15 protein-coding genes and 3 tRNA genes are annotated in these 22,784 nt (G+C 75.2%); 8 read left to right on the plus strand and 10 right to left on the minus strand.

Annotated features, from left to right (window positions below; all coding sequences use genetic code 11):
* Positions 1-82: 82 nt before the first annotated feature.
* Together JK359_RS02645 and JK359_RS02650 are read right to left on the minus strand one after the other, a co-directional pair.
* Complete coding sequence (locus JK359_RS02645; RefSeq protein WP_201831139.1) at positions 83-1,534, minus strand: xylulokinase; 1,452 nt, start codon at positions 1,532-1,534, stop codon at positions 83-85.
* Positions 1,535-1,690: 156 nt separating this feature from the next.
* Positions 1,691-1,996, minus strand: coding sequence for a YtxH domain-containing protein (locus JK359_RS02650; protein ID WP_201831140.1), 306 nt, complete (start codon positions 1,994-1,996; stop codon positions 1,691-1,693).
* A gap of 158 nt (positions 1,997-2,154) precedes the next feature.
* On the opposite strand from JK359_RS02650, the gene JK359_RS02655 reads away from it, so the two are divergent.
* The 6 genes from JK359_RS02655 (at position 2,155) to JK359_RS02680 (ending at position 5,941) form a co-directional block, all read left to right on the plus strand.
* Positions 2,155-2,227: transfer RNA gene (locus JK359_RS02655), tRNA-Asn, on the plus strand.
* Between the two features lie 6 nt (positions 2,228-2,233).
* A tRNA-Asn gene (locus JK359_RS02660) sits at positions 2,234-2,306 on the plus strand.
* A 175-nt stretch (positions 2,307-2,481) separates the two neighbouring features.
* Positions 2,482-2,558: transfer RNA gene (locus JK359_RS02665), tRNA-Ile, on the plus strand.
* A gap of 228 nt (positions 2,559-2,786) precedes the next feature.
* Positions 2,787-4,256 (plus strand): serine/threonine-protein kinase, encoded by a 1,470-nt coding sequence (locus JK359_RS02670; RefSeq protein ID WP_201831141.1) that lies wholly within the window; start codon positions 2,787-2,789, stop codon positions 4,254-4,256.
* 327 nt (positions 4,257-4,583) lie between these two features.
* Positions 4,584-4,991, plus strand: a complete 408-nt coding sequence (locus JK359_RS02675; protein WP_201831142.1) for an STAS domain-containing protein — start codon at positions 4,584-4,586, stop codon at positions 4,989-4,991.
* Complete coding sequence (locus tag JK359_RS02680) at positions 4,988-5,941, plus strand: anti-sigma factor RsbA family regulatory protein (RefSeq protein ID WP_201831145.1); 954 nt, start codon at positions 4,988-4,990, stop codon at positions 5,939-5,941. The genes JK359_RS02675 and JK359_RS02680 overlap by 4 nt, the downstream gene beginning before the upstream one ends.
* Before the next feature lie 175 nt (positions 5,942-6,116).
* Here the strand turns inward: JK359_RS02680 and JK359_RS02685 are convergent, their stop codons facing one another.
* The 5 genes from JK359_RS02685 to JK359_RS02705 form a co-directional block, all read right to left on the minus strand.
* Complete coding sequence (locus JK359_RS02685) at positions 6,117-7,154, minus strand: rod shape-determining protein (protein WP_201831146.1); 1,038 nt, start codon at positions 7,152-7,154, stop codon at positions 6,117-6,119.
* A 159-nt stretch (positions 7,155-7,313) separates the two neighbouring features.
* Positions 7,314-10,925, minus strand: coding sequence for an SAV_2336 N-terminal domain-related protein (locus JK359_RS02690; protein WP_201831147.1), 3,612 nt, complete (start codon positions 10,923-10,925; stop codon positions 7,314-7,316).
* Positions 10,915-11,931 carry an AAA family ATPase gene (locus JK359_RS02695; protein WP_201831148.1) on the minus strand — a complete coding sequence of 339 codons (1,017 nt, stop codon included), beginning with the start codon at positions 11,929-11,931 and terminating at the stop codon, positions 10,915-10,917. Before JK359_RS02695 ends, JK359_RS02690 begins: the two co-directional genes overlap by 11 nt.
* Positions 11,932-11,973: 42 nt before the next feature.
* The gene (locus JK359_RS02700) at positions 11,974-13,764 is read right to left on the minus strand and encodes a VMAP-C domain-containing protein (protein ID WP_201831149.1); all 1,791 of its coding nucleotides are present in this window, start codon (positions 13,762-13,764) and stop codon (positions 11,974-11,976) included.
* A complete protein-coding gene (locus JK359_RS02705) occupies positions 13,764-14,165 on the minus strand; it encodes a CU044_2847 family protein (protein WP_201831151.1) in 402 nt (133 codons plus the stop codon). The genes JK359_RS02700 and JK359_RS02705 overlap by 1 nt, the downstream gene beginning before the upstream one ends.
* Before the next feature lie 224 nt (positions 14,166-14,389).
* On the opposite strand from JK359_RS02705, the gene JK359_RS02710 reads away from it, so the two are divergent.
* On the plus strand, positions 14,390-18,058 hold the full coding sequence (locus tag JK359_RS02710; protein WP_201831152.1) for a S8 family serine peptidase: 3,669 nt from the start codon (positions 14,390-14,392) through the stop codon (positions 18,056-18,058).
* 37 nt (positions 18,059-18,095) lie between these two features.
* On the opposite strand, the gene JK359_RS02715 is transcribed toward JK359_RS02710, so the two are convergent.
* Together JK359_RS02715 and JK359_RS02720 are read right to left on the minus strand one after the other, a co-directional pair.
* Positions 18,096-19,451, minus strand: coding sequence for a carboxyl transferase domain-containing protein (locus JK359_RS02715; protein ID WP_201831153.1), 1,356 nt, complete (start codon positions 19,449-19,451; stop codon positions 18,096-18,098).
* Positions 19,444-20,928, minus strand: a complete 1,485-nt coding sequence (locus JK359_RS02720) for an acyl-CoA synthetase (protein ID WP_372445336.1) — start codon at positions 20,926-20,928, stop codon at positions 19,444-19,446. Before JK359_RS02720 ends, JK359_RS02715 begins: the two co-directional genes overlap by 8 nt.
* A gap of 197 nt (positions 20,929-21,125) precedes the next feature.
* On the opposite strand from JK359_RS02720, the gene JK359_RS02725 reads away from it, so the two are divergent.
* The gene (locus JK359_RS02725) at positions 21,126-22,004 is read left to right on the plus strand and encodes an ATP-grasp domain-containing protein (RefSeq protein ID WP_201831154.1); all 879 of its coding nucleotides are present in this window, start codon (positions 21,126-21,128) and stop codon (positions 22,002-22,004) included.
* A 73-nt stretch (positions 22,005-22,077) separates the two neighbouring features.
* Here the strand turns inward: JK359_RS02725 and JK359_RS02730 are convergent, their stop codons facing one another.
* A complete protein-coding gene (locus tag JK359_RS02730; protein WP_201831155.1) occupies positions 22,078-22,644 on the minus strand; it encodes a hypothetical protein in 567 nt (188 codons plus the stop codon).
* Positions 22,645-22,784: the final 140 nt, after the last annotated feature.

Consider the following 22,784-nt stretch of genomic DNA (forward strand, 5'->3'; position numbering starts at 1 on the left):
TCCTGCGTTACCTCAACCCATTAATCCGGCTGCCCGCTCCAGGAGCCTTGCGAATCCGTCCCGTTACACCCGAATGGTCCCCTTACGCCCTGAACGCTCCCGGATGGGTCTGCTCCCGTACCGCCGTGAACTGCTGCCGCACCGCCTGGCCCACGGCCAGCTCCTCGCCCGGCTCCAGCACCTGCGCGGCAGCGCCCTGCCAGGCCGGCGGGGTCCGCGGGTCGAGGGTGCCCTGCGACGCGCCGAGCGCCCAGGCCGCCTGCCGGGCCGCGCCGATCGCCGCGTAGTCCGCGGGCTGCGGCACGACCACCTGCACGCCGAACAGCGAGGGCGCCGCGGCCTGCACGGCGGGCAGTTCCGCGGCCGGACCGAGCAGGAAGATCCGCCGCACGTCCACGCCCCGGCCGCGCAGCACGTCCAGCGCGTCCGCGAGCCCGCACAGCATCCCCTCGAACGCGGCCCGCGCCAGGTGCTCCGCCTTCATCGACTCGCGCCGCAGTCCGGCGAGGGTCCCCGCGGTGTGCGGCAGGTTCGGTGTCCGCTCGCCCTCCAGGTACGGCAGCAGCACCAGCCCGTGCGCCCCCGGTGTGGACTTCATCGCCAGCTCGGACAGGCTCTCCAGGTCCGGCAGGCCGAGCAGTTCGGCGGTGCCGCGCAGGGTGCGCACGGCGTTCAGGGTGGTGACGACCGGCAGGTGCATGCCGGTGGCGTCGGCGAGGGAGGTGATCATCCCGGACTGGTCCGCGAGCGCCTCCGGGTGCACGGCCATCACGGACCCGGAGGCCCCGAGCGACACGACGGCGTCCCCCAGGCCGATGCCGAGCCCGAACGCCGCGGCCATGGTCTCGCCGGTTCCCGCCGAGATCAGCAGCCCCTCCGGGGTCGTACCGGCCGCGTCCGAGGGGCCGATCACCTCGGGGAGCATCGCCTGGTGCCCGAGGGCCAGCTCGACCAGGTCCGGACGGTAGCCGCCGGTGGCCGCCGACCAGTAGCCGGTGCCGGAGGCTCCGCCGCGGTCGGTGGTCCGGCGTACCGGCCGCCCGAGCAGCTGCCAGACGAGCCAGTCGTGTGCCTGGAGCAGGACGGCCGTGCGCTGCGCGTGCTCGGGCTCGGTCTTCGCGAGCCAGCGCAGCTTCGTGACCGGCTGGGCCGCCTGGGGCACGCAGCCGACCGCCTGCGCCCAGGCCTCCCGGCCGCCGAGGGCGTCCACGAGATCGGCCGCCGCCACCTGGGCGCGCTTGTCGCCGCCGACCATGGCCGGGCGGACCGTGTTGCCCTGGGCGTCCAGCGGGATCACCGCGTTCTGCTGCGCGGACACGCCGATGGCCTGCACGCCCTCCAGCAGGCCGCCCCCCGCGGCCTCGCCCAGGGACAGCAGCCAGGCCTGCGGGTCGACATCGCTCGGGCGTACGCCGTCCGGCGCCTCGACCGGGTGCGGTGCGTAGCCCTGGCGCAGTACGGCACCGGTGTCTGCGTCGCAGACCACGATGCGAGTGAAATCGGACGAGCTGTCCAAGCCGGCGACTATCCCCATGCTGAGAATTTTGCCGCATCGCCGGGGCGGGTTCGGCCGTCGGTGTGCAGTGGCCGACGGGGGGCCTGTCGCCCGGTGGGTGTGCCCCGGTCGTGGCCGGGCGCGTGGCTGCCCGCACCCCTCGGCCGGATCACCTCGGCGCCACCGGGATGTTCCCTACGTGTTGCTCGTGCCCCAGTCGTCGTCGGGCTGGCCGTTCACGTTCCGGTCCCGCAGCGAGCGCACGCGCTGGGCCACGGACTCCGGGACGCGGTCGCCGACCTTGTCGCTGACCGTGTGGAAGGCCTTGCCGGCGTAGACGCGGCCCTGCTGGGCGGCCGTCTCGGCGGTGTTGCGGACCGCGGGGTTCTGCGCGATCTGCCGGGCCGACTTCTTCAGCTGCTCGTAGCGCTCGCGTCCGGCCCTCGTGCCGAGGACGTAACCGAGGGCCACTCCGGCGAGGAACGTGAGCCGGTAGCGCATGGCTGCCACCCTTCCCGTGTCTAGGTCTCTGGTGCGGCGCTGGCGCCGGGGGATACCGATTGGCGGAGCACCCCCCTGCTTGCGCTAATGTATGTGTCGCAGCGAGCGCCCGCCCCCTGGCGAATACCCAGGTAGGTACGTTCGATGCAACGAGGCGATCCTCCGTAGCTCAATTGGCAGAGCAGCCGGCTGTTAACCGGCAGGTTACTGGTTCGAGTCCAGTCGGGGGAGCTTCGGTCCTCCGTAGCTCAATTGGCAGAGCAGCCGGCTGTTAACCGGCAGGTTACTGGTTCGAGTCCAGTCGGGGGAGCGCTGAACGAGGACCCCTACGGGGTCCTTTTTCATGTCCGGGGGGAACCGCCGTGCCTGCGGTGATGTCCTCAAGGTCATGAGCAGCGCAGAAGCCGACCATCCGAAGCAGGAGATCGTATGAGCGGCTATGCTGCGGCAGACGGCGCGCACACATGTACGCGACACGCCGCTATGGGGCGGTAGCTCAGCCGGTTAGAGCAGCGGACTCATAATCCGTCGGCCGTGGGTTCGAGTCCCACCCGCCCCACCAGGCGCTACCCGCGCAGAAACGATGGCACCTGCGGTGACGTGAGAACGGTGGCCGCCACGCCGAGACGGCGGCCCTCGTTCACCCGCGCGGACGACGATCCATGGCGAGGCGGGTCACCCGGACGCCGCCAGGCGGTCGTCGGCACCCGTGGCGGCCCTCTGGACCGTCCCGGCCGCCGGGCCCGCGCCGGGCATGGACGGGCCGTGTCCGGTGGTCATACTTGTCCGCATGGAACGCATCGGGGGATACCTCGTCGAGCGCCGGCTCGGTGAGGGCGGCATGGGCACCGTCTATCTCGCGCGGACACGCGGCGGGCGGCCCGTGGCACTGAAGGTGGCCAAGGCCGAGCTGGCCGCCGACCCCGTCTTCCGGGAGCGGTTCCGCAGCGAGGTCGAGGCGGCCCGTGCGGTGGGCGGCTTCCACACGGCGCCGGTGGTGGACGCCGACGTCGACGGCGAGACGCTGTGGCTGGCCACCGCCTACGTCCCGGGACCGACCCTCGCCGAACGGCTCGCCGCCGACGGCGCCATGGACGAGCCGCAGTTGCGGTCCCTGGGCGCCGCGCTCGCCGAGGCGCTGGAGTCCATCCACTCCTGCGGCCTGGTGCACCGCGACCTGAAGCCCGGCAACATCATCATGGCCGTCGACGGGCCGCGCGTCCTGGACTTCGGCATCTCCCGGGCCGTGGAGTCCAACCGCCTCACCGCCACCGGCACCGCCTTCGGCACGCCCGGCTTCCTCGCCCCCGAGCAGGCCCTCGGCCACGATGTGACCGGCGCGGCCGACGTGTTCGCCCTCGGTGCCGTGCTGGTCGCGGCGGCGGGCGGCAGCGCCTGGGGCGAGGGCACGCCGATGGGGCTGATGTACCGGTCCGTGCACGAGCCGCCGGACCTGGCCGCCGTCCCCGCCGCGCTGGTGGACGTGGTCGCGGCGTGCCTGGCCAAGGAGCCCGCGGACCGGCCCACGCCCGGCGTGCTGCTGGACCGGCTGACGGAGCCCGCACCGGCACCGGCCGGCCCGGACACACCGCCCTACGCCGCCACGCTCGTCGACGCCCCACCGCCGTCCCCCGCGCCCACCCCGGCGACCCCGCCCCCTGCCCCGGCGATCCCGTCCCCTGCCTCGGCGATCCTGTCCCCCGCCCCGGCGACCCCTGCGTCCGCCCCGGCGATTCCCGCGCCCGCAGCGGTGTCCCCGGCGCCCGCCCCGGCGTTCACCCCGCCCCCGCCACCCTCAACACCCCCGTACCAGCCGCCCCTGCAGACCGCCACGCCCCCGCACCCGCCCGCGCAGTCGACGACGCCCCCGCACCTGCCCGCGCAGCCCACGACGCCCCCGCACCTGTCGGCGACGCCCCCGCACCTGTCGGCACAGCCCGCCGCCGCCCCGGCGCCCTACGGGTTCGGGCCGCCGCCGGTGCCGTACGGCAGCCCGGAGGTTGTGCTCGCCGACGCGCAGGCCGGTGTGGTCGTCAGCGCCTCCGGAGTGCTCCTCGAACTCGCCGGGACCACCGCCGACTTCGGGTGGGACGAGATCGCGCACGTCGAACGGCACTGGGTCGGCAACCGGCTCACCGTCACCGTGCGGCTGTGGGACGGCACCGTCTACTCCTGCGAGCTGAACGCCCGCCGCAGGGCGCGGCTGACCGCCTGGCTGGCCCAACTCGACCCCGTTCTCGTCCGTTACCTGACCAGGTAGGCGCAACCGGCATGACGTGCGCACGACTTGAGTCCGTCCAGGCTTGAACCGGCCATGTCGTGGGCACGCACCTCCTACCAGCGTCCAGCCGGGCGGTGTCGGCAGGAGGAGGGCGTCATGGACCGTCGGATCCGGGTACGTGTCAGCCGGCGGCCCGCCGCGCCGCGCGGGCAGGAGATCGACCGCAGGACTCCGTCGGGGCGCGTCCTGCCGTACTGACCCCGCGGACCGCCGCGGCCGGCGCCGTGCGCAGGGGCGTATGCCCCCGGACGCCGGTGCGCGCGGGGCATACTGGGGCATCCGTGTACCCGTGTGGCGGGAGAAGACATGAGCGGACCTGAGCCGGCGCGGCCCGCGCGGGCCGGCGCCGTGCCGACGCCTGCCGTGCCGACGCCTGCCGTGCCGACGCCTGCCGTGCCGACGCCCGCCGTGCCGCGGCTCGACGTGTATCCGCTCACCGGGCGGACCGGGCTCCGGGCGGCGGGCGAGGTCAGCCTGCCCACGCACGGCATCTGGGAACGCGCGCTGGAGCGGGCCGTTCACGAAGGCGAGGACGTGTACTACCTGGAGCTGTCCGAGCTGACCTTCGTCGACGTCGCGGGGGCCGGCGCGCTGGCGGACGCCGCCCGGCGCTTCGGCGGGCGGCGGCTGGTGCTGGACCGGCCGCCGGCCTCCCTGCCCCGCATGCTGGACCTGCTCTGGCCCGGGCTCCCGAAGGTCGAGGTGTCGGCATGACCGGAGTGGCCGACCCCGTGGACACGTTCGCGCATCCCGCGCTGTTCTACGGCGATGCACAGCAGTACCTGGCCGGCACCGTCCCCTTCGTCCGTGCGGCGCTGGCGGCGGACGAGCCGGTCGCGGTCGCCGTCCCCGGCGAGAACCTGCGGCTGATCAGGGATGAACTCGGCGCCGACGGCGCCGCCGTGCGGTTCCTGGACATGCGGGAGGCCGGCCGCAACCCCGGCCGGATCATCCCCGGGGTGCTGCGCGCCTTCGCCGACGCCCAGCCCCCCGGCCGGCCGGTCCGGATCATCGGCGAGCCGGTCTGGGCGGACCGCGGCCCGGCCGAGTACCCGGCCTGCGCCCAGCACGAGGCACTGATCAACACGGCGTTCCGGGGCCGCGCGGCCACCATCCTGTGCCCGTACGACACCGCCCGCCTGGACGCGCGGGCCCTCGCCGACGCGCACGCCACCCACCCCGTCGTCATCCCGGCCGGCTCCGCCACCGGGCGGACCAGCACGGCCTACGACCCCGAGGGCGTGGTCGCCCGCTACAACGAGCCGCTGCCGCCCGTTTTTGGTATGGGTCCGGACGTGCTCCGCGTCGGCTTCGACGAGGACGCGCTCTCCGCGGTCCGCCACCTGGCCACCGGCCACGGTGCCCGGCTCGGCCTGACCGGCCTGGCCCTGGAGAACCTGGCGCTGATCACCGCCGAGCTGACCACGAACAGCGTCGTGCACGGCGGCGGCAAGGGCGCGCTCACTGTGTGGGCCGAGGGCGGGTACGTGCTGTGCGAGGTCCGCGACGGGGGCCGGATCACCGATCCGCTGGCCGGCCGGCGGCCCCCCGGCCGCGACCAGCGCGGCGGACGCGGGCTGCTGCTGGTCAACCTGGTGGCGGACCTGGTGCGCATCCACACCGGCCCGGAGGGCACGACCGTCCGCTGCCACCTGCCGCGCTGACCTGCCCACGTCCCGGACGGACCTGCCCCTGGCGTCCCGGACCTGCTGACCCGCCCCGCGCCCCGGGCGGACCTGCACCAGCGCCGCGTCCCGGCCCCGCCGGCTGTCCGGCAGCGGCGGCAGCGGCGGCAGAGGAGGGAGCCGATCGCCGGACGTGCCGCGGGACCGGAGCGGATCAGGCGGCCAGCGGGTCCAGGGCCAGTGGCTCGATCCGGCCCTCCAGCATGAAGCCCAGGCCCTGGGCCACGCACACGTCGGGCCGCTCGGCGATGTGCACCGGCATCCCGGTGGCCTGCCGCAGCATCTGGTCGAACCCGGGCAGCAGCGCGGAACCGCCGACCATCATGATGCCGCGGTCCGCGAGGTCGGCCACCAGGTCGGGCGGGCAGTCGCGCAGCACCTTGCCGATGCCGTCGAGCACGGCGGTCAGCGGGGTCTGGATCGCGTCCCGCACCGCGGCGGTGTCCACCCGCACGCTGCGCGCGAGCCCCGTCGCCACGTCCCGGCCGTGGATCTCGGTGGACGCCGGGCCGTGCGGGGTGAGCCCGTTGCCCGACAGGGCGAGCTGCAGCGGCCGTACCGACTGACTGGGCAACAGCAGTGCGTGCTGGTGCCGCAGATGCTGCACGATCGCGTGGTCCACGGCCTCGCCGCCCACCGGGATCCGCTGGGCGGTGACGATGGAACCCAGCGAGAGCACCGCGACCTGGGTGGCCGCCGCCCCGCACACCATGATCATGCTGGCCTCCGGCCGCTCCACCGGCAGCCCGCAGCCCACGGCGGCGGCGATCAGCGTGTCCACCAGCTCGACCTTCCGGGCCCCCAGCCCGACCAGCGTCTCGATCGTCGCCCGGGTGGCCAGCGGATCGGCGTCGTGCGGGGTGCAGGCCGCCGCACGCAGCCGGGGCTTGCGGCGCAGCGCCCGGCGCATCTTGTCGCCGAGCAGATGCCGCAGCATGCGCTGGGCCATCTCGATGTCCACCACCGTGCCGCCGGAGACGGGCCGGACGACCCTGATGTAGTCCGGGGTCCGTCCCGTCATCTTCTCCGCGAACTCGCCGACGGCGATGAGCGCGCCGGTGTGGGTGTTCACGGCCCCGACCGAGGGCTGGTCGACGACGAGACCGGCGCCCTTCACGTACACACGGGTGCGGGCCGCGCCCAGGTCGACGGCGAAGTGGCAGCGGCGCAACTGCTCCAGGCTGACGGTCACGGCGGATCCTCCCGAGTGCGCGGGCCTTCACGGTCCCCGCCTGTGCGGCGGGCTCACTGGAATCCTGCGCGGGGCCGGAAGCGGGCGCCTTTCCTGGGCGACCGGGCGGGGCGCGGCTGAACGGGCGTAATTTCCGGCCGTACCGGAGTGTCGCCGGGATCAGAGCGAGTGAGCGGCCTCCAGCAGCGGCTCCAGGGACGACAGGGTGACCTCGCTGCCGCCCTCGCGCAGAGTCCGGCGTCCGGCGGCGGAGGGGGCGTAGCCGATGACGCGCAGACCGAGCTGCTGGGCCGCGGTGAGTTCGGCGACCGAGGAGCTGACCAGGACGCCGGTGCGGGCCGGGGCGCCGAGCGCGTCCAGGGCGCGCAGCAGGCAGTCGGGGTGGGGTGTCAGCAGCCCGAGGTCGTCGCGGCGGCCGTGGACGCCCGCGAAGGGCAGCCGGTAGGGCACCAGATAGCGGTGCACAGCCGGGGTGCCCACGTCCGTCACCACGCTGACCCGGCGGCCCGCCCGGTGCAGGGCGCGGACGAGCACGGGGGACCGGTGGGTGGTGGGCGCGTCGGGGACGGCGGCCAGTTCGAGGTCGTCCAGGCGCGCCCGCAGCAGCGGGCCGAGCCGGTCGTGCGCGAAGGCGCGCAGCAGGTCCAGCGGATGCGCGAACGCCTCCCGGCCGGCGGCGCTCATGACGGGCAGCGGACGGCCCGCCAGCGCGTCCTGCGGGTCGCGGTGGTCGGCCACGATCGCCAGCAGGTCGAGCACGGCCTCCCGTGCCGTCTGCGCCGGGAACAGCCGGGCGAGCGGTCCGTCGAAGCCGATCAGCACCGTTTCGGTGCCGGCGAGGAGGGACGCCAGCCGCCTACGGGACGGAACCGGCGGTTCCGCCGCGGGGGCGGGCGCCCACTCGGGGACCAGCTGCACGGTGTAGGACACCGCGAGCCCGGGCACCGGCCAGTCGTCCACCCCCGCGTTCACCGCCCGCTGGGCCGCGCTCGCCCGGCGCAGCGGATGGCGGCGCGTGACCGGGGCCGCCGTCGCGCACAGGTGCTCCAGCAGCAGGCCGGGCACACCGGTGGCCTCGCCGCGGACGAAGGCGACCGGATCGGCGACGCGCCAGGAGAGCATCACCGCGGCCTTGAACGCGCCCTTGCCGGAACTCGGCAGGGAGACGATGTGCCGGGACTCGTGGGGGGTGAGGTCGACCGAGTAGTACGTCTCCGGGCGCGGCGGCCGGGTGCCGTACGGGTGGATCGGGTCGAGCAGCGTGAGCGGGCCGTCGGGCCGGGTGTGCACGACGGCGGTGCGGCCCGGGGTCGGGATGCCCAGCGCGTGCAGGTCGTGCGCGATGAACGGGCCCTGTACCAGGTCGCGCTCGCCGGACTCCGGGGACCGCGGCCCGAGCAGGCAGTACCAGGCGGCCGGCGGGCTGTCCGGGGAACTGTCCCCGAAGAGCGGCCGGAAACGCTGGGCGCGCTGGGCGGCGGAGCTGGCGGCGAAGTCGTCGTACAGCGCGGGCGGTACGACCACCACGGCATCCGCGGCCGCATCCGGCGGGCGGCCGGACAGCTGCCCGGGCGGCTGTCCGAACGTCACCCGCAGCCGCGGCGGATCGGTCAGCCGGGTGAGCGCCTGGGGGAGTTCCCGCAGGACGGCGACGAGGAGGGGCAGGAGATAGGCGCCGGGCTCGGTGCGCACCAGGTAGCCGTCCGGGCGGACGTGCACCTCGTACTGGCGGGGGCTGAGGGAGCCGCGCGCGAGGATCTCGTGCACGGCGGCCTCGAGGGTGATGCGGGCCTCGGGGCGGCTGGAGAGCGCGTCCGCCGCGAAGCGGATCTCGGGCCGGCCGACGGGGGCTCCCCGCCCCGAGGACAGCTCCGCACCCGCACCCGCCGGCACCCCCCGGTCCACGACCGCCGGCACCTCCCGGCCCACGACCGCAGGCGCTTCCCGGTCCACGACCGCCGGCACCTCCCGGCCCACGACCGCAGGCGCTTCCCGGTCCACGACCGCAGGCGCGTCCCGGTCCACGGTCGTCGGTGGTTCCTGGTCCGTGGTCGGCGGCGCGTCCCGGTCCACGGTCACCGGTGGTTTCTCGTCCGTGGTCGGTGGCTCCCCGTCCCTGGTCGCCGACAGCCGGCGCACGCTGTCCTCGGTGACCGTCGCGAACGGATCGCCCTCCCCGGGCGCCCCCGCGCCGCCCGGGGCGGACGGCACCGACGCCCGGAACTCGCCCGCCGCCCGTCCGGCTCTGCGGTCGATGAACTCCCCGATCCGGCCGAGGAGTTCACTGGTGCGGTGGCGGGCGCTGCGCGGCAGGCCGAGCAGGAGCAGGTCGCGGACGCCGTCCCGGAAGGCGTAGGAGCCGGGCGGGCCGTCCGGGACCGCGGTGAGCATGCCGCTCAGAATGACCTCGGCCAGGTGCTGCGGGCGCGGATCCGGTTCCACCGCGGCCTGCACCAGACGCATGACCGGCAGGTCGGGGCGCCCCACCGCGAGATGCCCGGCCAGCCGGAATGCCTCGGGCGAGGCACTCGCCCGGAACCGCAGGACCAGTTCCCGGGCGGACAGCAGACCGACGTCCGTACGGTCCTCGGCGTCCACGGGCAGTGGACGGCCCAACCGGGCGACCGCGCCGGGGAACTCCGCTCCTCCCGCCGCGGCGAGCAGCCCGGCCCAGTGCGCCAGCCAGCGCGGCCCCGGCTCCAGGACGGGCAGCGGGACGGTGCCGCCGGCCCCGGTGCACTCGTCCTGCCCGTACGGGGTGAACGAGAGCGCCGCCGCGGGTGCCGCGGGGTGCGGGGCCGCGAGCCGGCCGGGGACGGCGGGCAGTGCCGTGTCCCGCCACAGGTGTTCCGGCAGCGGCTGTACGACGGCCAGCGGCATCCGGCGCGCCCAGCGGTGCAGGGTGGCGTACCAGAGGGTGCCGGCCGGGCCCTCCCGCCACTGCGGGCCCATGCAGTCGCTGATCAGGAGCATGACGGTACGGCCGTCGGCGGGAGTGTGCGCGCCGGGGCCGCGTACGGTGCCGTCGGCGGCGGCGCGGTACAGGGCGACCGTGCGGAAGGTCCCCGACTGGACGAGCGTCGTGTGCAGTTCGCGGATCAGGGGCCGCCAGACCGGCATGGTGGGTCCGGCGTCGTACACCAGGTTCAGCCGCAGCCAGCGCTCCCGCGCCGGGCGCAGTACCGGCAGCCACCACTCGGGGCCGGCGCCGAGGCGGGCGATGCGGTCGGCGGTCGCCTGCTCGTCCAGCTCGTGGCCCACGGGCGCGTCGACCCGGCGCCGCAGCGGTCGCAGCGAGCGCTGGAGCGCCAGCGGGTGGCGCAGCATCGGGGGCGCCGGCGCCAGGAGGTCGGCGTGGGGCCGGTCCGCCGCGGTGGCCGGGCGCGGTGAGGGAAGGTGCAGGGGGACACGGGCGGGCGGCCGGGCGGCCGGGGCGGCTCCGGGCGCCCGGGCGGTCTCCGGGTCCCGTGCCGCAGCCGGGAACGGCCCGGGCGGCCGGTACCGGTCCGGGTACGGGGACGCGGGCTGTCCCGGCGTCGGCGTCGGCGCAGGCTCCCGTTCCGGGACCTCCTGCCCGCCGGGGCCGGCGCTCCCGCCGTCGGCGCCGTTGCCGTCGGGTGTCATGTGGGTTGCCAGCCACAGCAGTTCGGCCAGTTCGAGCGGGCTCGGGCGGACCCCCCGGCCCGCCTCGGCCAGCACGTCGGCGAGGCGGGCCAGCGGGTCCGGGCCGCCGGGACGGCCGGCGGGGGAGCCGGGGGCCTCAGAAGACATCGTTCTGTGCGGACTGTCCCAGGTACGGCATCAGCCGTTCGGCCAGCCGGTCCAGGGAGTCGGTGTCCAGGTCCGCGGAACGGGCCAGGTAGATGGCGTTGAGGAGCTGGTCGGTGGCGAGGTCGCCGGCGCCCGACCGGGACAGGAAACGGTCGATCAGGGTCCGCGCGTAGGCGTCGGGTTCACCCAGATGGGCGCGGACGATCTCGGCGAGATGCCGGTCGTCGGGCTGCCGCAGATGCAGCGTGACGCAGCGGCGCAGGAAGGCGGGCGGGAACTCGCGCTCGCCGTTGCTGGTGAGGACGACGAAGGGGAAGGAACGGCAGCGCACCCGGCCGTGTGCCACCGGGACCCGCTGGCCGCCGTCGGCCGGCACCTCGGCGACGCCGCCCGGCGCGAGCCGTGCGGCGCGCACCAGCTCGGGGATCTCGTACTGGCCCTCCTCCAGCACGTTCAGCAGGTCGTTGGGGAGGTCGAGGTCGCTCTTGTCGATCTCGTCGATGAGCAGCGCACGGGGCCGTTCGTAGGGCAGGAGGGCGGTGCCCAGCGGGCCCAGCCGCAGATGGTGCTCGATGCCCGAGCGGTCGTCCGCGCCCTCCGGCCGGTCCCGCCGGGCCGCGTACAGCCGTGACAGGGGGTCGTACTGGTAGAGGCCGTCGTGGAGCGTGCTGCGGCTGGTGATGTTCCAGCGCAGCACAGGGCCGAGCCGCAGTTCACGGGCGACCGCGTAGGCGAGTGAGGACTTGCCGGTGCCCGGCGGGCCGGTGACCAGCAGCGGCCGGCGCAGGTACAGGGCAGCGTTGACCAGTTCGACGGTCTGTTCCGTGGCCTGGTAGGTCTCGGCGCGGTGCGTACGGTCCGGGGAGACGGCGGAGGCGTCGGCCGTCGTGTCCGGCGCCGTGAGCACCGGACCGCCGTCGAAGGCCCGCCAGGGCGGCGGCGGGGGCAGCTTCGCGATGCCGTCGTGCGGCTCGTTCGTACCGGTGTAGACGGGCCACAGGGGCATGGGCTCTTCTTCTCCGTGGGGGGCGGTCGGTCGTGCGGGCGGTCAGGCGACGGGTGAGTGGAGGGACGCGGCCGGCTCGGGGAAGCAGCGTGGGTCGTCCCAGAGCAGCTGCAGGTCCCGGGCCCAGTGCAGGTCCGGCTCCTCGGCGGCGTCCGCGGTCAGCCGCAGCGACAGGACGTGCCGGGGCAGTTCGGCGGGCGGTACCTCGGCGACCGAGGCGGTGAGCTGGTCGAGGAACGCGGCACCCGGGCAGGGCGGTTCGTTCTCCGGGGTGCCCGTGCGCAGGAGTGGATCGCCGGTGCGGGGCGGTTCGCCTCCCGCGGTGCCGGTGCGGGGTGCGTCCCCGTGGCCGGTGCAGGAGCAGCCGGTCCGGGACCACAGCAGGACCGGCACGGGTACGGTGAGACCGACCTCGAAGTGCTGCCGGGCCGTGGGGGGTGCGGAGGCGAAGCCCGCCAGCCCGGCGTCGCCGTCCCACAGCCGCTTGCGCAGGCTCGGCGGGCGCTCCCGGGTGCCGCACTCGACGCGGTGCACCTCGATCCCGCCGCCGGTGTCGAGCTTCTGCCACTTCTTGCGCAGCTGGTGGCGGAGCCGGCCACTGTGGTGGCGGGCCCGGTCGGTCACGACGAGGGGGTAGGCGCAGCCGAGGGGCGTGCTGTCGTCGGCGCCGCACTCCCACTGCGCCACCGCTTCGTTGAGCCACTCGCGCGGCAGCACGAACGTCACCAGTTCGTCGGCGTCGGGGGCGAGCTGCGTGACGGCTTCGTCGATGCGGCCCTGGACGTAGGACCGCACTCCGGTCCGCGGCAGCCGGCGCACGTCCACCCGCCGGCGCTGTCCGTCCCGGTACGCGGACACCTCCACGGTCACCTGATCGGGGCCGGCGCCGCTGTGGTCGATCTCGACGACCACCGGGGACCAGGCCGGCGCGGCCTCGGCAGCGGGCCCGGGCTGTCCTGACCCGGCCGCCGGGGTCTGTAACGCCGGGCTGCCGTCGAGCAGTTCCCGCAGCCGGTCGGCGAACCGGCCCACCGCCTCCGGGTCCGGGACCTCCCACTGCACGTACGCGGCAGCCGCCCACAGGGTGGGGAAACCGCCCGGGGGCAGGGGCGGCCCGAAGGCTTCCACGGCGTCCACGTACAGCCGGTCCGGATCGCAATCCGGGCCGGTGCCGTCCGCGGCCCGGCGCAGCAGGGCGTACAGCCGCCGGCGGGCGTCGTCCCGGTGGCCGGGGGAGGGCACCAGCTCGCCCAGTTCGGGCCAGTACCGGGCCATCACGTCCAGCGGCAGCATCCGGCCCTTGCGCACGTCCGGCGCTCCCGAGGCGGCGGTGACCATGCCGGCCACCCGGCCGTCCGGCAGGGTCGCCGCCGCCCCGCTGAACCCGGCCACGAGCGGCTGCCCGTGTCCGTGCCAGGCCACCAGCTCCAGCCACTCGTCGGCGATCAACTGACCGGACACGGCCTGGTACTCGGCGAGCGTGCCCTCGTCGTAGCCCTCCGGGAAGCCGTACGCGACCAGCTTGGGGTAGGGCTCGGTGTAGGCGGCGTCGGGCGGTGCGAAGCCGGCCGGGACCAGCGGGACGTCGCGGTCCAGTTCGAGTACGGCCACATCGCCGGGGTCGGTGGCCTCACCCGTCCAGCCGCCGTGGGCGACGACCGATGCGGACAGTTCACCCAGCTCCCTGGCGTGCGGGAAGGAGACGCTCACCGCCGCCCGGTCGCTCCACCTGACCACGTGCGCGCAGGTGAGCACCCGGCGGCCGGCGACCAGGAAACCGGCCCCCACCTCGTGGCCGCAGACGATCCGGGCGTGCCAGGAAGCGCTCGTCATCACCGGTCGGCGGACTCCGGGCCGGCCGTGCTCTGGCCCGGGACGGTCCGCACCGGCACGGACCGGCCGGGCGCGGCCTGCTCCGGCTGTCCCGGGGACCAGCTGAGCTTGACCACCAGGTGGCCCTCCGCGGAGCCCTTCGCGATGATCGCACCGGCCTCCGCGGACATCCGCACGCCGAACTCGATCTCCACCGCGTCGGGCCGCAGGCTGCCGTCCCGGAAGACCCGCAATGCGGCCTCCGCCGCCGCCCGTACGCCGTCCAGCGCGCCCTCGAAGGTACGCGTGGCCTGGGCCGGCCCGTCTGCGCGCGAGACGAGCCGGGCGCCGGATCTGGTGGGCACGTCCTCCACCACCACGAGCGCGCCGTCCTCGGTCCTGAACTCGACCAAACCGTCCATGGCGCGCTCGCTCCCCGTCGTTCCCGGTCTCGTGACAACTCCCATGTTACGGACGGTGCTTCCCGTGTCACATCTTCGAACGGACGTACGTGACAGGCACGGACACCGGCGAGAACCCGCCAGGGCACCTTTCCGTCAGCTCCGGGCAACTCCCCTGCGGGCCACGGCACATCACACTCGTCCCAGCACGCGACACGCTCGGCATCGAACGAGAAGAGGCGTGGATGAGTTCAGGACCAGTCAGACCGGGGACGGCACTGGCGGTGGCGGCGCTGATCGGCGCCCTGCTCCCGGCCGGCCCCGCGGCCGCACGGGAAACCGCCGCGGGCACCCCGCCCCCCACCGCGCACACCCCGACCGCCGCCGCCGGCACGACCGTCACCCTCGTCACCGGCGACGAAGTGACCGTGACCGACCTCGGGCACGGCAGACAGACCGTCACCGTGCAGCGGCCCCGCGGGGCCACCGGTGCCGTGCGGACGCGGCGGAGCGACGGCGACCTCACCGTCGTACCGGACGAGGCGCTGCCGTACCTGCGCGCCGGGACGCTGGACCGGCGGCTGTTCGACGTGAGCGGGCTGATCCGGCAGGGGCTCACGGACGCCGGGACGGACGCGCTGCCGCTGATCGTCACCTACGGCACCTCCCGCTCCGCCGCCACCCCGGCCGGCACCGAGCGGACCCGGAGCCTGCCGAGTCTGCGCGGGGCGGCCGTCGAGGCCCGCCGGGGGCGCACCTTCTGGCGGACCTTCGTCCGCGGCGACAGCGTCGGCGAGGTCTGGCTCGACGGCCGGGTGCAGGCCGACATGGCCCAGAGCAACGCGCAGATCGGGACGCGGTCGGCCTGGGACGCCGGGCTCACCGGCAAAGGCGTCACCGTCGCCGTCCTCGACACCGGCGTCGACCTGGGCCACCCCGACCTCAAGGACCGGGTGACCACCACCAAGAGCTTCGTCGAAGGGCAGGACGTCGCCGACCGCAACGGCCACGGCACCCACACCACTTCCACCGTCGGCGGCAGCGGCGCCGCCTCCGACGGCCAGGAGAAGGGCGTCGCGCCCGACGCCACCCTCGCCGTCGGCAAGGTCCTCGGTGACCAGGGCTCGGGCAGCGAGTCCCAGATCATCGCGGGCATGGAGTGGGCGGCGCGGGACGTGCACGCCCGGGTGATCTCGATGAGCCTGGGCTCGACCGAGGCCAGCGACGGCACCGACCCGATGGCCCGGGCGGTCGACACCCTCTCCCAGGAGACCGGCGCGCTCTTCGTCGTCGCCGCCGGCAACACCGGCGCCCCGTCCTCCATCGGCTCACCTGGCGCCGCCGACGCCGCCCTCACCGTCGGCGCGGTCGACTCCGCCGACCGGGCGGCCTGGTTCACCAGCGCCGGACCCCGGTACGGCGACAACGCCCTCAAGCCCGACATCTGCGCACCCGGCGTCGACATCCTCGCCGCCCGCTCCCAGCTCGCCCCCGGCAGCGGCTCCTACACCTCCATGAGCGGCACGTCCATGGCGACCCCGCACGTCGCGGGAGCCGCGGCCCTGCTCGCCCAGGCCCACCCCGACTGGACCGGCGCCCGGCTGAAGGACGCGCTGATGTCCGGCTCCGAACGGCTCGACGCGTCCGCGTACACGCTGGGGGCGGGCCGGCTCAGCGTCTCCGGCACCGTGAAGGCGGACGTCACCGCCACCGGCAGCGCCGACCTCGGCTTCTACAGCTGGCCCTACGACCGGAACGAGCCCGTCACCCGGACCCTCACCTACCGCAACTCCTCCGACCACGACGTGCGGCTGAAGCTCTCCGCCCAGGGCGCGCCGGACGGCGTCGCCGCGCTCGCCGACTCCTCCCTCACCGTCCCCGCGCACGGCACCGCCGCCACCACCGTCACCGGTGACGGCTCCAAGGCGCCGGCCGGCGAGACCAGCGGCCGGATCGTGGCCACCGGCACGGACGGCACCCCGCTCGCGCACACCGTGTTCGGGATGGTCAAGGAGGAGGAGCGGTACACGCTCACCGTCCATGTGAAGGACCGCGGGGGTGCGCCCACCGCCGCCCAGCTCGCCGTGCAGACGCTCGCCGCGGGCGTGGACCCGTACACCGCACAGGTCGGCGACTCCGGCACGCTGAAGCTGCGCCTGGAACCGGGCACCTACAGCCTCACCTCCTTCCTCGACGTGCACGGCAGCCACGGCGCCGACTCGCTCGGCCTCGGCTTCCTCGCCGAGCCCGAGATCACCCTCGACCGGGACCGCGACGTCACCCTGGACGGCCGGAAGCTGCGCGAGATCGCGGCGGACGTCGGCCGGCGCACGGAGACCCGGCAGCTGATCATGGAGTACGACCGCGCGGCGGACGGCGCCGACCTGTTCGACGCGGTCCAGGTGCCCCTCACCTACGACAGCGTCTTCGCCGCGCCCACCCGCAAGGTCGGCCGGGGCACGTTCGAGTACCGGACCGTCTGGCGGCTCGGCAAGCCGATGCTGGAGGTCAAGGGGATCGGCGAGGCGACCGTACAGCCGGGCGGCTCGCTGCTCGAGGGGCGGACCAGGCTGCCGCTGGTGGACGTCGGGGACGGACCGTTCACCGGCGTGTCGGGCAAGGCGGTGCTCGCGCGCCTCGCCGACGGCGCCGACCCGGCCGCTCTCGCCCGGGCCGCCCAGGACGCGGGCGCCAGGGCCCTGTTCGTCACGGACGACGCAGCCGGCCGGCTGATGCACTGGTGGGGCACCGACGACGGCACCGACCGGCCGCTCCAGATCGCCACGGTGAACGCGGCGGACGCGGCGCGGCTGCGCGCGAAGGGCACGGCCGACATGACCGGCACCCGCAACTCGCCGTACACCTACGACCTCTCCCACGGGCACCCGGGCGCGATCCCGGACTGTGACCTCACCTACGCGCCCACCAGGGACCGGCTGGCGTCCGTGCACGTCAGGTTCCACGCGGCTCAGCCGGTGAGCGGCGGCGAGTTCCGGTACTCGATCACCGACACCTTCCAGGTCGGCCTCGGCTTCCAGCAGCGCGCCGACTTCCCGGCCGAGCGCACCGACTACGTCTCCACCGGGCCCGGCCAGCGCTGGCACGAGTCCGTCACCGCCCGCGACGGCGCCCTGGAGGAGCGCAGCGGACTGATCCGCTACGCCGGCGGAACCCGGACGGAGCGGAACTGGTTCCGTCCCGTGTGGCACCCGTGGCTGGGCACCGGGCTCGGCTGGGGCCAGCAACGCGCCGGCAACCAGATCCAGTTGAACACCCCGGGCTGGGGCGACTCCGGGCCCGACCACACCGGCTTCGGCGACGCGTGGAGCCCGGACAGCGGGATGACCCAGACCAGCGCCGTCTACCTGGACGGCACCCTGGTCGACCGGGTCCGCACCGGTTCCGCCTCCTACGTGTGGGACGCGCCCGCCGGCGAGCACACCTACAAGGTGGTCACCGACACCGCGCTGGACGCCGGGACCTGGCAGCCCGCCTCGAAGGGCCACAGCGAGTGGACCTTCCGGTCGGCCGCCGTCCCGGACGACCACTGGACCTACCTGCCGCTGATCAACCTCGCCTTCGACGTCGGCACCGACCTCGCCGGCACGGTGCGCGCCGGGCAGCGGCTGCCGGTCGGACTCGGCGCCGAGTACGTGGCTAAGGCGTCCGGCACCGGAACCATCGGCGGCGGCAGGCTGGAGGTGTCGTACGACGACGGCGCCACCTGGCGGACGGTCCCCCTCACCACCGGCCGGGGCGCCTCCTGGCACGGCTCGCTGACCGTGCCGCGCGGCGCCGCCCACGTCTCCCTGCGGGCCTCGGCCCACGACGACAAGGGCGGCGCGGTGACCCAGGAGATCATCCGGGCGGTGGCCGTGCGGGGCCGTCCCGGGGGCGTGGCCACCAGCGGCTGACGCCGCGGGCCCCCGGGGCTCCGGGCCGCAAGAGCGCTCAGGGGCGGGGGCGGTCCGCGGCGGCGTCGACGATGCCGCGGACCACCCCCAGCTCCACCAGGTCCTGCGGCCGGATGCGCAGCTGGTCCGCGGTCGCCTCCACGTCCTCCGGCCGGCGTTTGAGGATCGCCGCCGCGAGTTCGGGGGCGATCACCGAGAAGTAACTGTCCGGCGTGGCCCAGGTGTTGCCGGGCGCGGCCAGCGCGAGCGCACCGCCGGAGCCGCCCTCGCCGACGACCAGCGTGGTGACCGGCACCCGCGCGGCGGCCACCGCCCCGAACACCTCGGCGATCGCCGGCCCGGCGCCCTGCCGCTCCGCCTCCGCGTCATTGGCCGCGCCCGGGGTGTCCACCAGCGTCAGCACCGGGATGTCGAGCCGGTCCGCGAGCCGGATGAGCCGGGCCGCGGTCCGGTACCCGGCGGGCCGGGTCGCCGTCCCGGTCTGCGCCGCGTACGCCACCGTACGGCCGTCCCGCTCACCGAACCCGCACAGCATCCCGTCGGGATCCGTGCCGCCGCAGCGGTCGCCGTCGATCGAGACCCGGCGGGTGAAGTACGCGTCCAGATAGGCCCCCGCGCGGGGGCGTTCGGGCGAACGGGCCCTGCGGACGGCCTCCCAGCCGGTGCCGGGGAGGCCGGCGGCGCCCAGGGCGTGCGGGACCGGGGCCTCCTGCGCCGGGGTGGTGAGCAGCCGCAGCCACACCCCCAGCGTCTCCCGCAACTCCCCGGGGCGGACCACCGCGTCCGCCGACCCGGCCGCCACCTGTGCCTCCGCCGTGTAGGCGGCCGGATCCGCCTCCGCCGGCCGGACCCGGGAGCCGGCGAAGCCGATCTGGGCGCCGGGGAGCGCCAGCACCACGTCGGCTCCGGCGCCGAGGGTGGCCCAGCCGCCGCCGGTCGTCGGGTCCCGTACCACCGCGATCTGCGGCAGGCCCGCCTCCCGGGTGAGCGCCGACTCCCGGGCCACCCGCTGGAGCTGGGTCAGCGCGAGCATGCCCTCCTGCATCCGGCTGCCGCCGGTGGCGACCAACGGCACGACCGGCAGCCGGTGCGCGCGGGCGTGGTGGTACGCCGCCTCCAGCCGGTCCCCGGTGCGCTCGCCCAGCGAGCCGCCCAGGAAGCCGAACTCGAAGGCGATCAGCACGGCCCGGGTGCCCCCGACGGTCGCGGTGCCGCACACGACCGACTCCTGCTCACCGGTGCGGTCGGCGGCGCGGGCGCGCGAGGCGTCGTAGCCCTGCCAGCCGAGCGGGCCGTCCGGCCGCGGTTCCCTCATGACACCGGGCAGTTCCCGGAAGGCCGACCCGTCCGCGACCAGTGCCAGGATCTCCCGTGCCGAGAGCCGCTCAGACATCGGCCAGCGCCCGCTTCATGATCTTGCCCATGTCGTTGCGGGGCAGGGACTCCAGGTAGCGGACCACCCGGGGACGCTTGTGCGGGGCCAGCCGTCCGGCCACATGGTCCGCCAGCTCCTCGGCGGCGGGCGGCGCCTGCGGGTCGGCCGGGACGATCCAGGCCACGATCCGCTCGCCCAGGTCGGCGTCGGGCTCGCCGGTGACCGCGGCCTCCCGCACCCCCGGATGCTCCAGCAGGGCGTTCTCGATCTCACCGGCCCCGATCTTGTATCCGCCGCTCTTGATGAGGTCGGTGGCCTTGCGGCCCACGATCCGGACGTACCCGTCGGCCTCCCGCACGGCCATGTCCCCGGTGCGGAACCAGCCGTCGGCGGTGAACGCGGCGGCGGTGGCGTCGGGCCGGTTCAGGTACGCGGTGAACAGGCTCGGGCCGCGCACCTGGATCTCGCCGACGCTCTCCCCGTCGTACGCGGTGATCTCGGTGCCGTCCTCCTCCACCAGGCGCAGCTCCACGCCCCGCAGCGGCACCCCGACCGTGCCGGCCCGGGCCTCGCCGTCGGCGCGCACGCTGGTGTTCATCAGCGTCTCCGTCATGCCGTAGCGCTCGATCACCCGCCGGCCGGTCGCCGCGGCGATCCGCTCGTGGTCGTGCACGGGCAGCGCTGCCGAGCCCGACACCAGCAGCCGGGCCCGCGCGAGGGCCCCGGCCAGCTCCGGGTCGTCCGGCAGGGCCTCGGCGATGCGGTGGTACATCGTCGGCACGCCGAACATCATCGTCGCGCCGTCGTTCAGCTCCCGGACCACGCCCTCGGTGCTGAAGCGGCCCAGGTGCCGGACCGAACCGCCGCGCCGCAGCGGCCCGAGGACGCCGAGGACCAGCCCGTGCACATGGAACGGCGGCAGCCCGTGCACCAGGACGTCGTCCGCCGTCCACTGCCAGGCGTCGGCCAGGGCGTCCAGGGTGGTGGCGAGGGCCCGGCGGGGGAGCACCGCGCCCTTGGGCGGGCCGGTGGTGCCGGAGGTGTAGACGACCAGCGCCGGGTCACCGTCCGCCGCCTGCTCCCCAGGGGCGGTGCCGGTGACGGACGCGTCGACGTCGATTCGCGTCAAGTCGCCGAATACCGGCGGTAGTTCGGCGCCGGGCGGGGTGAGGACGAGCGTCGGTGCGCTGTCGGACAGGATGTGCGCCAGTTCCTTCTCGCCCGACTTCGGGTTGAGCGGCACCGCTGCCGCCCCGGCGAGCAGTACGCCGGTCACCGCGACCGCGGTCTCCAGCTCCGGGGTGGCCCACACGGCGACCCGGCCCGCATCCCGGACCCGGGCGGCGACGGCGCCCGCGGCGCCCGCGAGTGCCGCGTACGTCAGGGTCCTGGGCCCGAACCGCAGGGCGACCCTCCCCCGGACTTCGTCCGGGGGGACCCCCATCTCGCTGCGCTCGCCCGGACCGTCCGTCAGAGCGGGGAAGAGAGAGGACACGCGGCGTACTCCTTACCGCCGGCACCGCCGAGGCGCCGGCCACCGGGGACGACAGCACCTTCCTACACCAGGAGCGGAACGTTCCGTGGCCGGGTGGCCCCGACGGCGAAGATCAAATGGGCTGCTTCGGTCCGGCGGCGTTGCTAGCCTCGCAGCCGCACCCGCCCATCGAACCGCCGTACGACAGGGAGCCCGCCGTGCCGCGCATCGCCCTCGCCACCTACGACCCCGGAACCGGGCCGAGCCTGGACACCGATCTGCCGGTCCTGGTGCGGGCGCTGGGGGACGCCGGTGCCGAGGCGGAGGCCCGGTACTGGGACGACCCGGAGGCGGACTGGGGCGGCTACGACCTGGTGGTCATCCGTTCGACCTGGGACTACAGCTGGCGGGCCGCGGAGTTCGCCGCCTGGGTGGAGCGGGTCGGCGCGCTCACCCGGCTGGCCAACCCGGCGCCCGTCGTGCGCTGGAACACCGACAAGTGCTACCTCGCGGAGCTGGCGGCGGCCGGCGTGCCCACCGTCCCCACCCGCTACATCGCACCGGGTGAGCCGGCCGGCCTGCCCGTCGGCCACGAGTTCGTGATCAAGCCGACCTCGGGCGCCGGCTCCCGGTTCGTCGCCCGCTACACGCCCGGCGAACACGCCGCGGCGGCACGGCACCTCGAGCGGCTGCACGCCGACGGCCTCACCGCGATGGTGCAGCCGTACATGCCGGGCATCGACGAGCGCGGGGAACGGGCGCTGCAGTTCTTCGGCGGCCGGCTGCTGCACGCCAGCCGGAAGGGGGCCGTCCTCACGCCCGGCGCCCCGTACGACGCCGACAAGGCCGTCCATCCCGGCCTGGAGCCCTGGCAGCCCACGGCGGCCGAACTCGCCGTCGCCGAGAAGGCGTTGGCGGCCGTGCCCGGCGGAGCCGGACTGCTGTACGCGCGCGTGGACCTCGTCGACGGGGACCACGGCGAACCCTGCCTGATGGAACTGGAGCTGGTCGAGCCGAACCTGTTCCTGTGGCTGCACCCCGGTTCGCTGCCGCACGTCACGGCGGCGATCCTCAGGGCGGCCCAGCCCCCTGCCTGACGGGCGGGACCAGGCCCCGGCGCATCTCCTTCTCCCGTGGACGGACGACGGTGTCCGACCCGCCCGGGCGCCTTCAGGACAGGACCGCCGTCCGCTGGAGCAGCCCCCAGGTGAACTCGGCGACCACCTCGTGCCGTACGCCGTCCCGGTCCGGCGCGGTGAACGCGAGCCCCCACCGGGTGGGGGCCGTGCCCTCCAGCGGGCGGGCCGGGGCGAAGGCGCGGGCGGCCTCGTCCACCGTGCAGGACCAGGGGGTGAGGTCCTCCAGGGTGCGCAGCCGCGGGGCCGGGGTGCCCGGGGCCCGCACCAGCCACTCGTTCCACACCCCGCCGTCGGGGCCGACGAGCACCTCGAAGCGCAGACCGGGCCAGAGCGGCAGGGCCCACTGCCGGGCCTCGCAGTCGACGTCGCCCAGACGGCGGGGCAGGACGGCCGCGGGCTCGCCGAGCACGGAGCGGTAGCGGGCGGCGGCACCCCGGGCCCGCGGCGAGCGGACCATCGCCTGCCAGCGCTTGTTCGTCTCGCGCATGTCCGCGATCGAGGCGCCCAGCTCCCGCCGGGCGTTCTCGACGAGGTCCGGGTTGTGGTCGGCCATGCGGCGCAGCAGCACCAGCTGGAAGTCGAGACGCATGACATCCATGGTGCCCCGCCCGCTCCCGGCCCATTGCCCGGGCAACCCCGCATGACTAGCCTGTGTTCGTCATGCCGATCGCCTGTTGATATCTCGAACATCTCGTGCGGGATATCCCCACACAGACGCTTAGACCCAAGGGAGGGGGC

The sequence above is a fragment of the Streptomyces actinomycinicus genome (genome assembly GCF_016741775.1).
In the GTDB taxonomy this organism is placed as follows: domain Bacteria; phylum Actinomycetota; class Actinomycetes; order Streptomycetales; family Streptomycetaceae; genus Streptomyces; species Streptomyces actinomycinicus.

Excerpts from the sequence above, each read along its gene's own strand:
- JK359_RS02710 (WP_201831152.1), top strand. The coding sequence starts at position 14,390 with ATGAGTTCAGGACCAGTCAGACCGGGGACGGCACTGGCGGTGGCGGCG.
- JK359_RS02695 (WP_201831148.1), bottom strand. The coding sequence starts at position 11,931 with ATGCCCCTGTGGCCCGTCTACACCGGTACGAACGAGCCGCACGACGGC.
- JK359_RS02680 (WP_201831145.1), top strand. The coding sequence starts at position 4,988 with ATGACCGGAGTGGCCGACCCCGTGGACACGTTCGCGCATCCCGCGCTG.
- JK359_RS02700 (WP_201831149.1), bottom strand. The coding sequence starts at position 13,764 with ATGACGAGCGCTTCCTGGCACGCCCGGATCGTCTGCGGCCACGAGGTG.
- JK359_RS02715 (WP_201831153.1), bottom strand. The coding sequence starts at position 19,451 with ATGTCTGAGCGGCTCTCGGCACGGGAGATCCTGGCACTGGTCGCGGAC.
- JK359_RS02675 (WP_201831142.1), top strand. The coding sequence starts at position 4,584 with ATGAGCGGACCTGAGCCGGCGCGGCCCGCGCGGGCCGGCGCCGTGCCG.
- JK359_RS02705 (WP_201831151.1), bottom strand. The coding sequence starts at position 14,165 with ATGGACGGTTTGGTCGAGTTCAGGACCGAGGACGGCGCGCTCGTGGTG.
- JK359_RS02650 (WP_201831140.1), bottom strand. The coding sequence starts at position 1,996 with ATGCGCTACCGGCTCACGTTCCTCGCCGGAGTGGCCCTCGGTTACGTC.
- JK359_RS02670 (WP_201831141.1), top strand. The coding sequence starts at position 2,787 with ATGGAACGCATCGGGGGATACCTCGTCGAGCGCCGGCTCGGTGAGGGC.
- JK359_RS02645 (WP_201831139.1), bottom strand. The coding sequence starts at position 1,534 with ATGGGGATAGTCGCCGGCTTGGACAGCTCGTCCGATTTCACTCGCATC.
- JK359_RS02730 (WP_201831155.1), bottom strand. The coding sequence starts at position 22,644 with ATGGATGTCATGCGTCTCGACTTCCAGCTGGTGCTGCTGCGCCGCATG.
- JK359_RS02690 (WP_201831147.1), bottom strand. The coding sequence starts at position 10,925 with ATGTCTTCTGAGGCCCCCGGCTCCCCCGCCGGCCGTCCCGGCGGCCCG.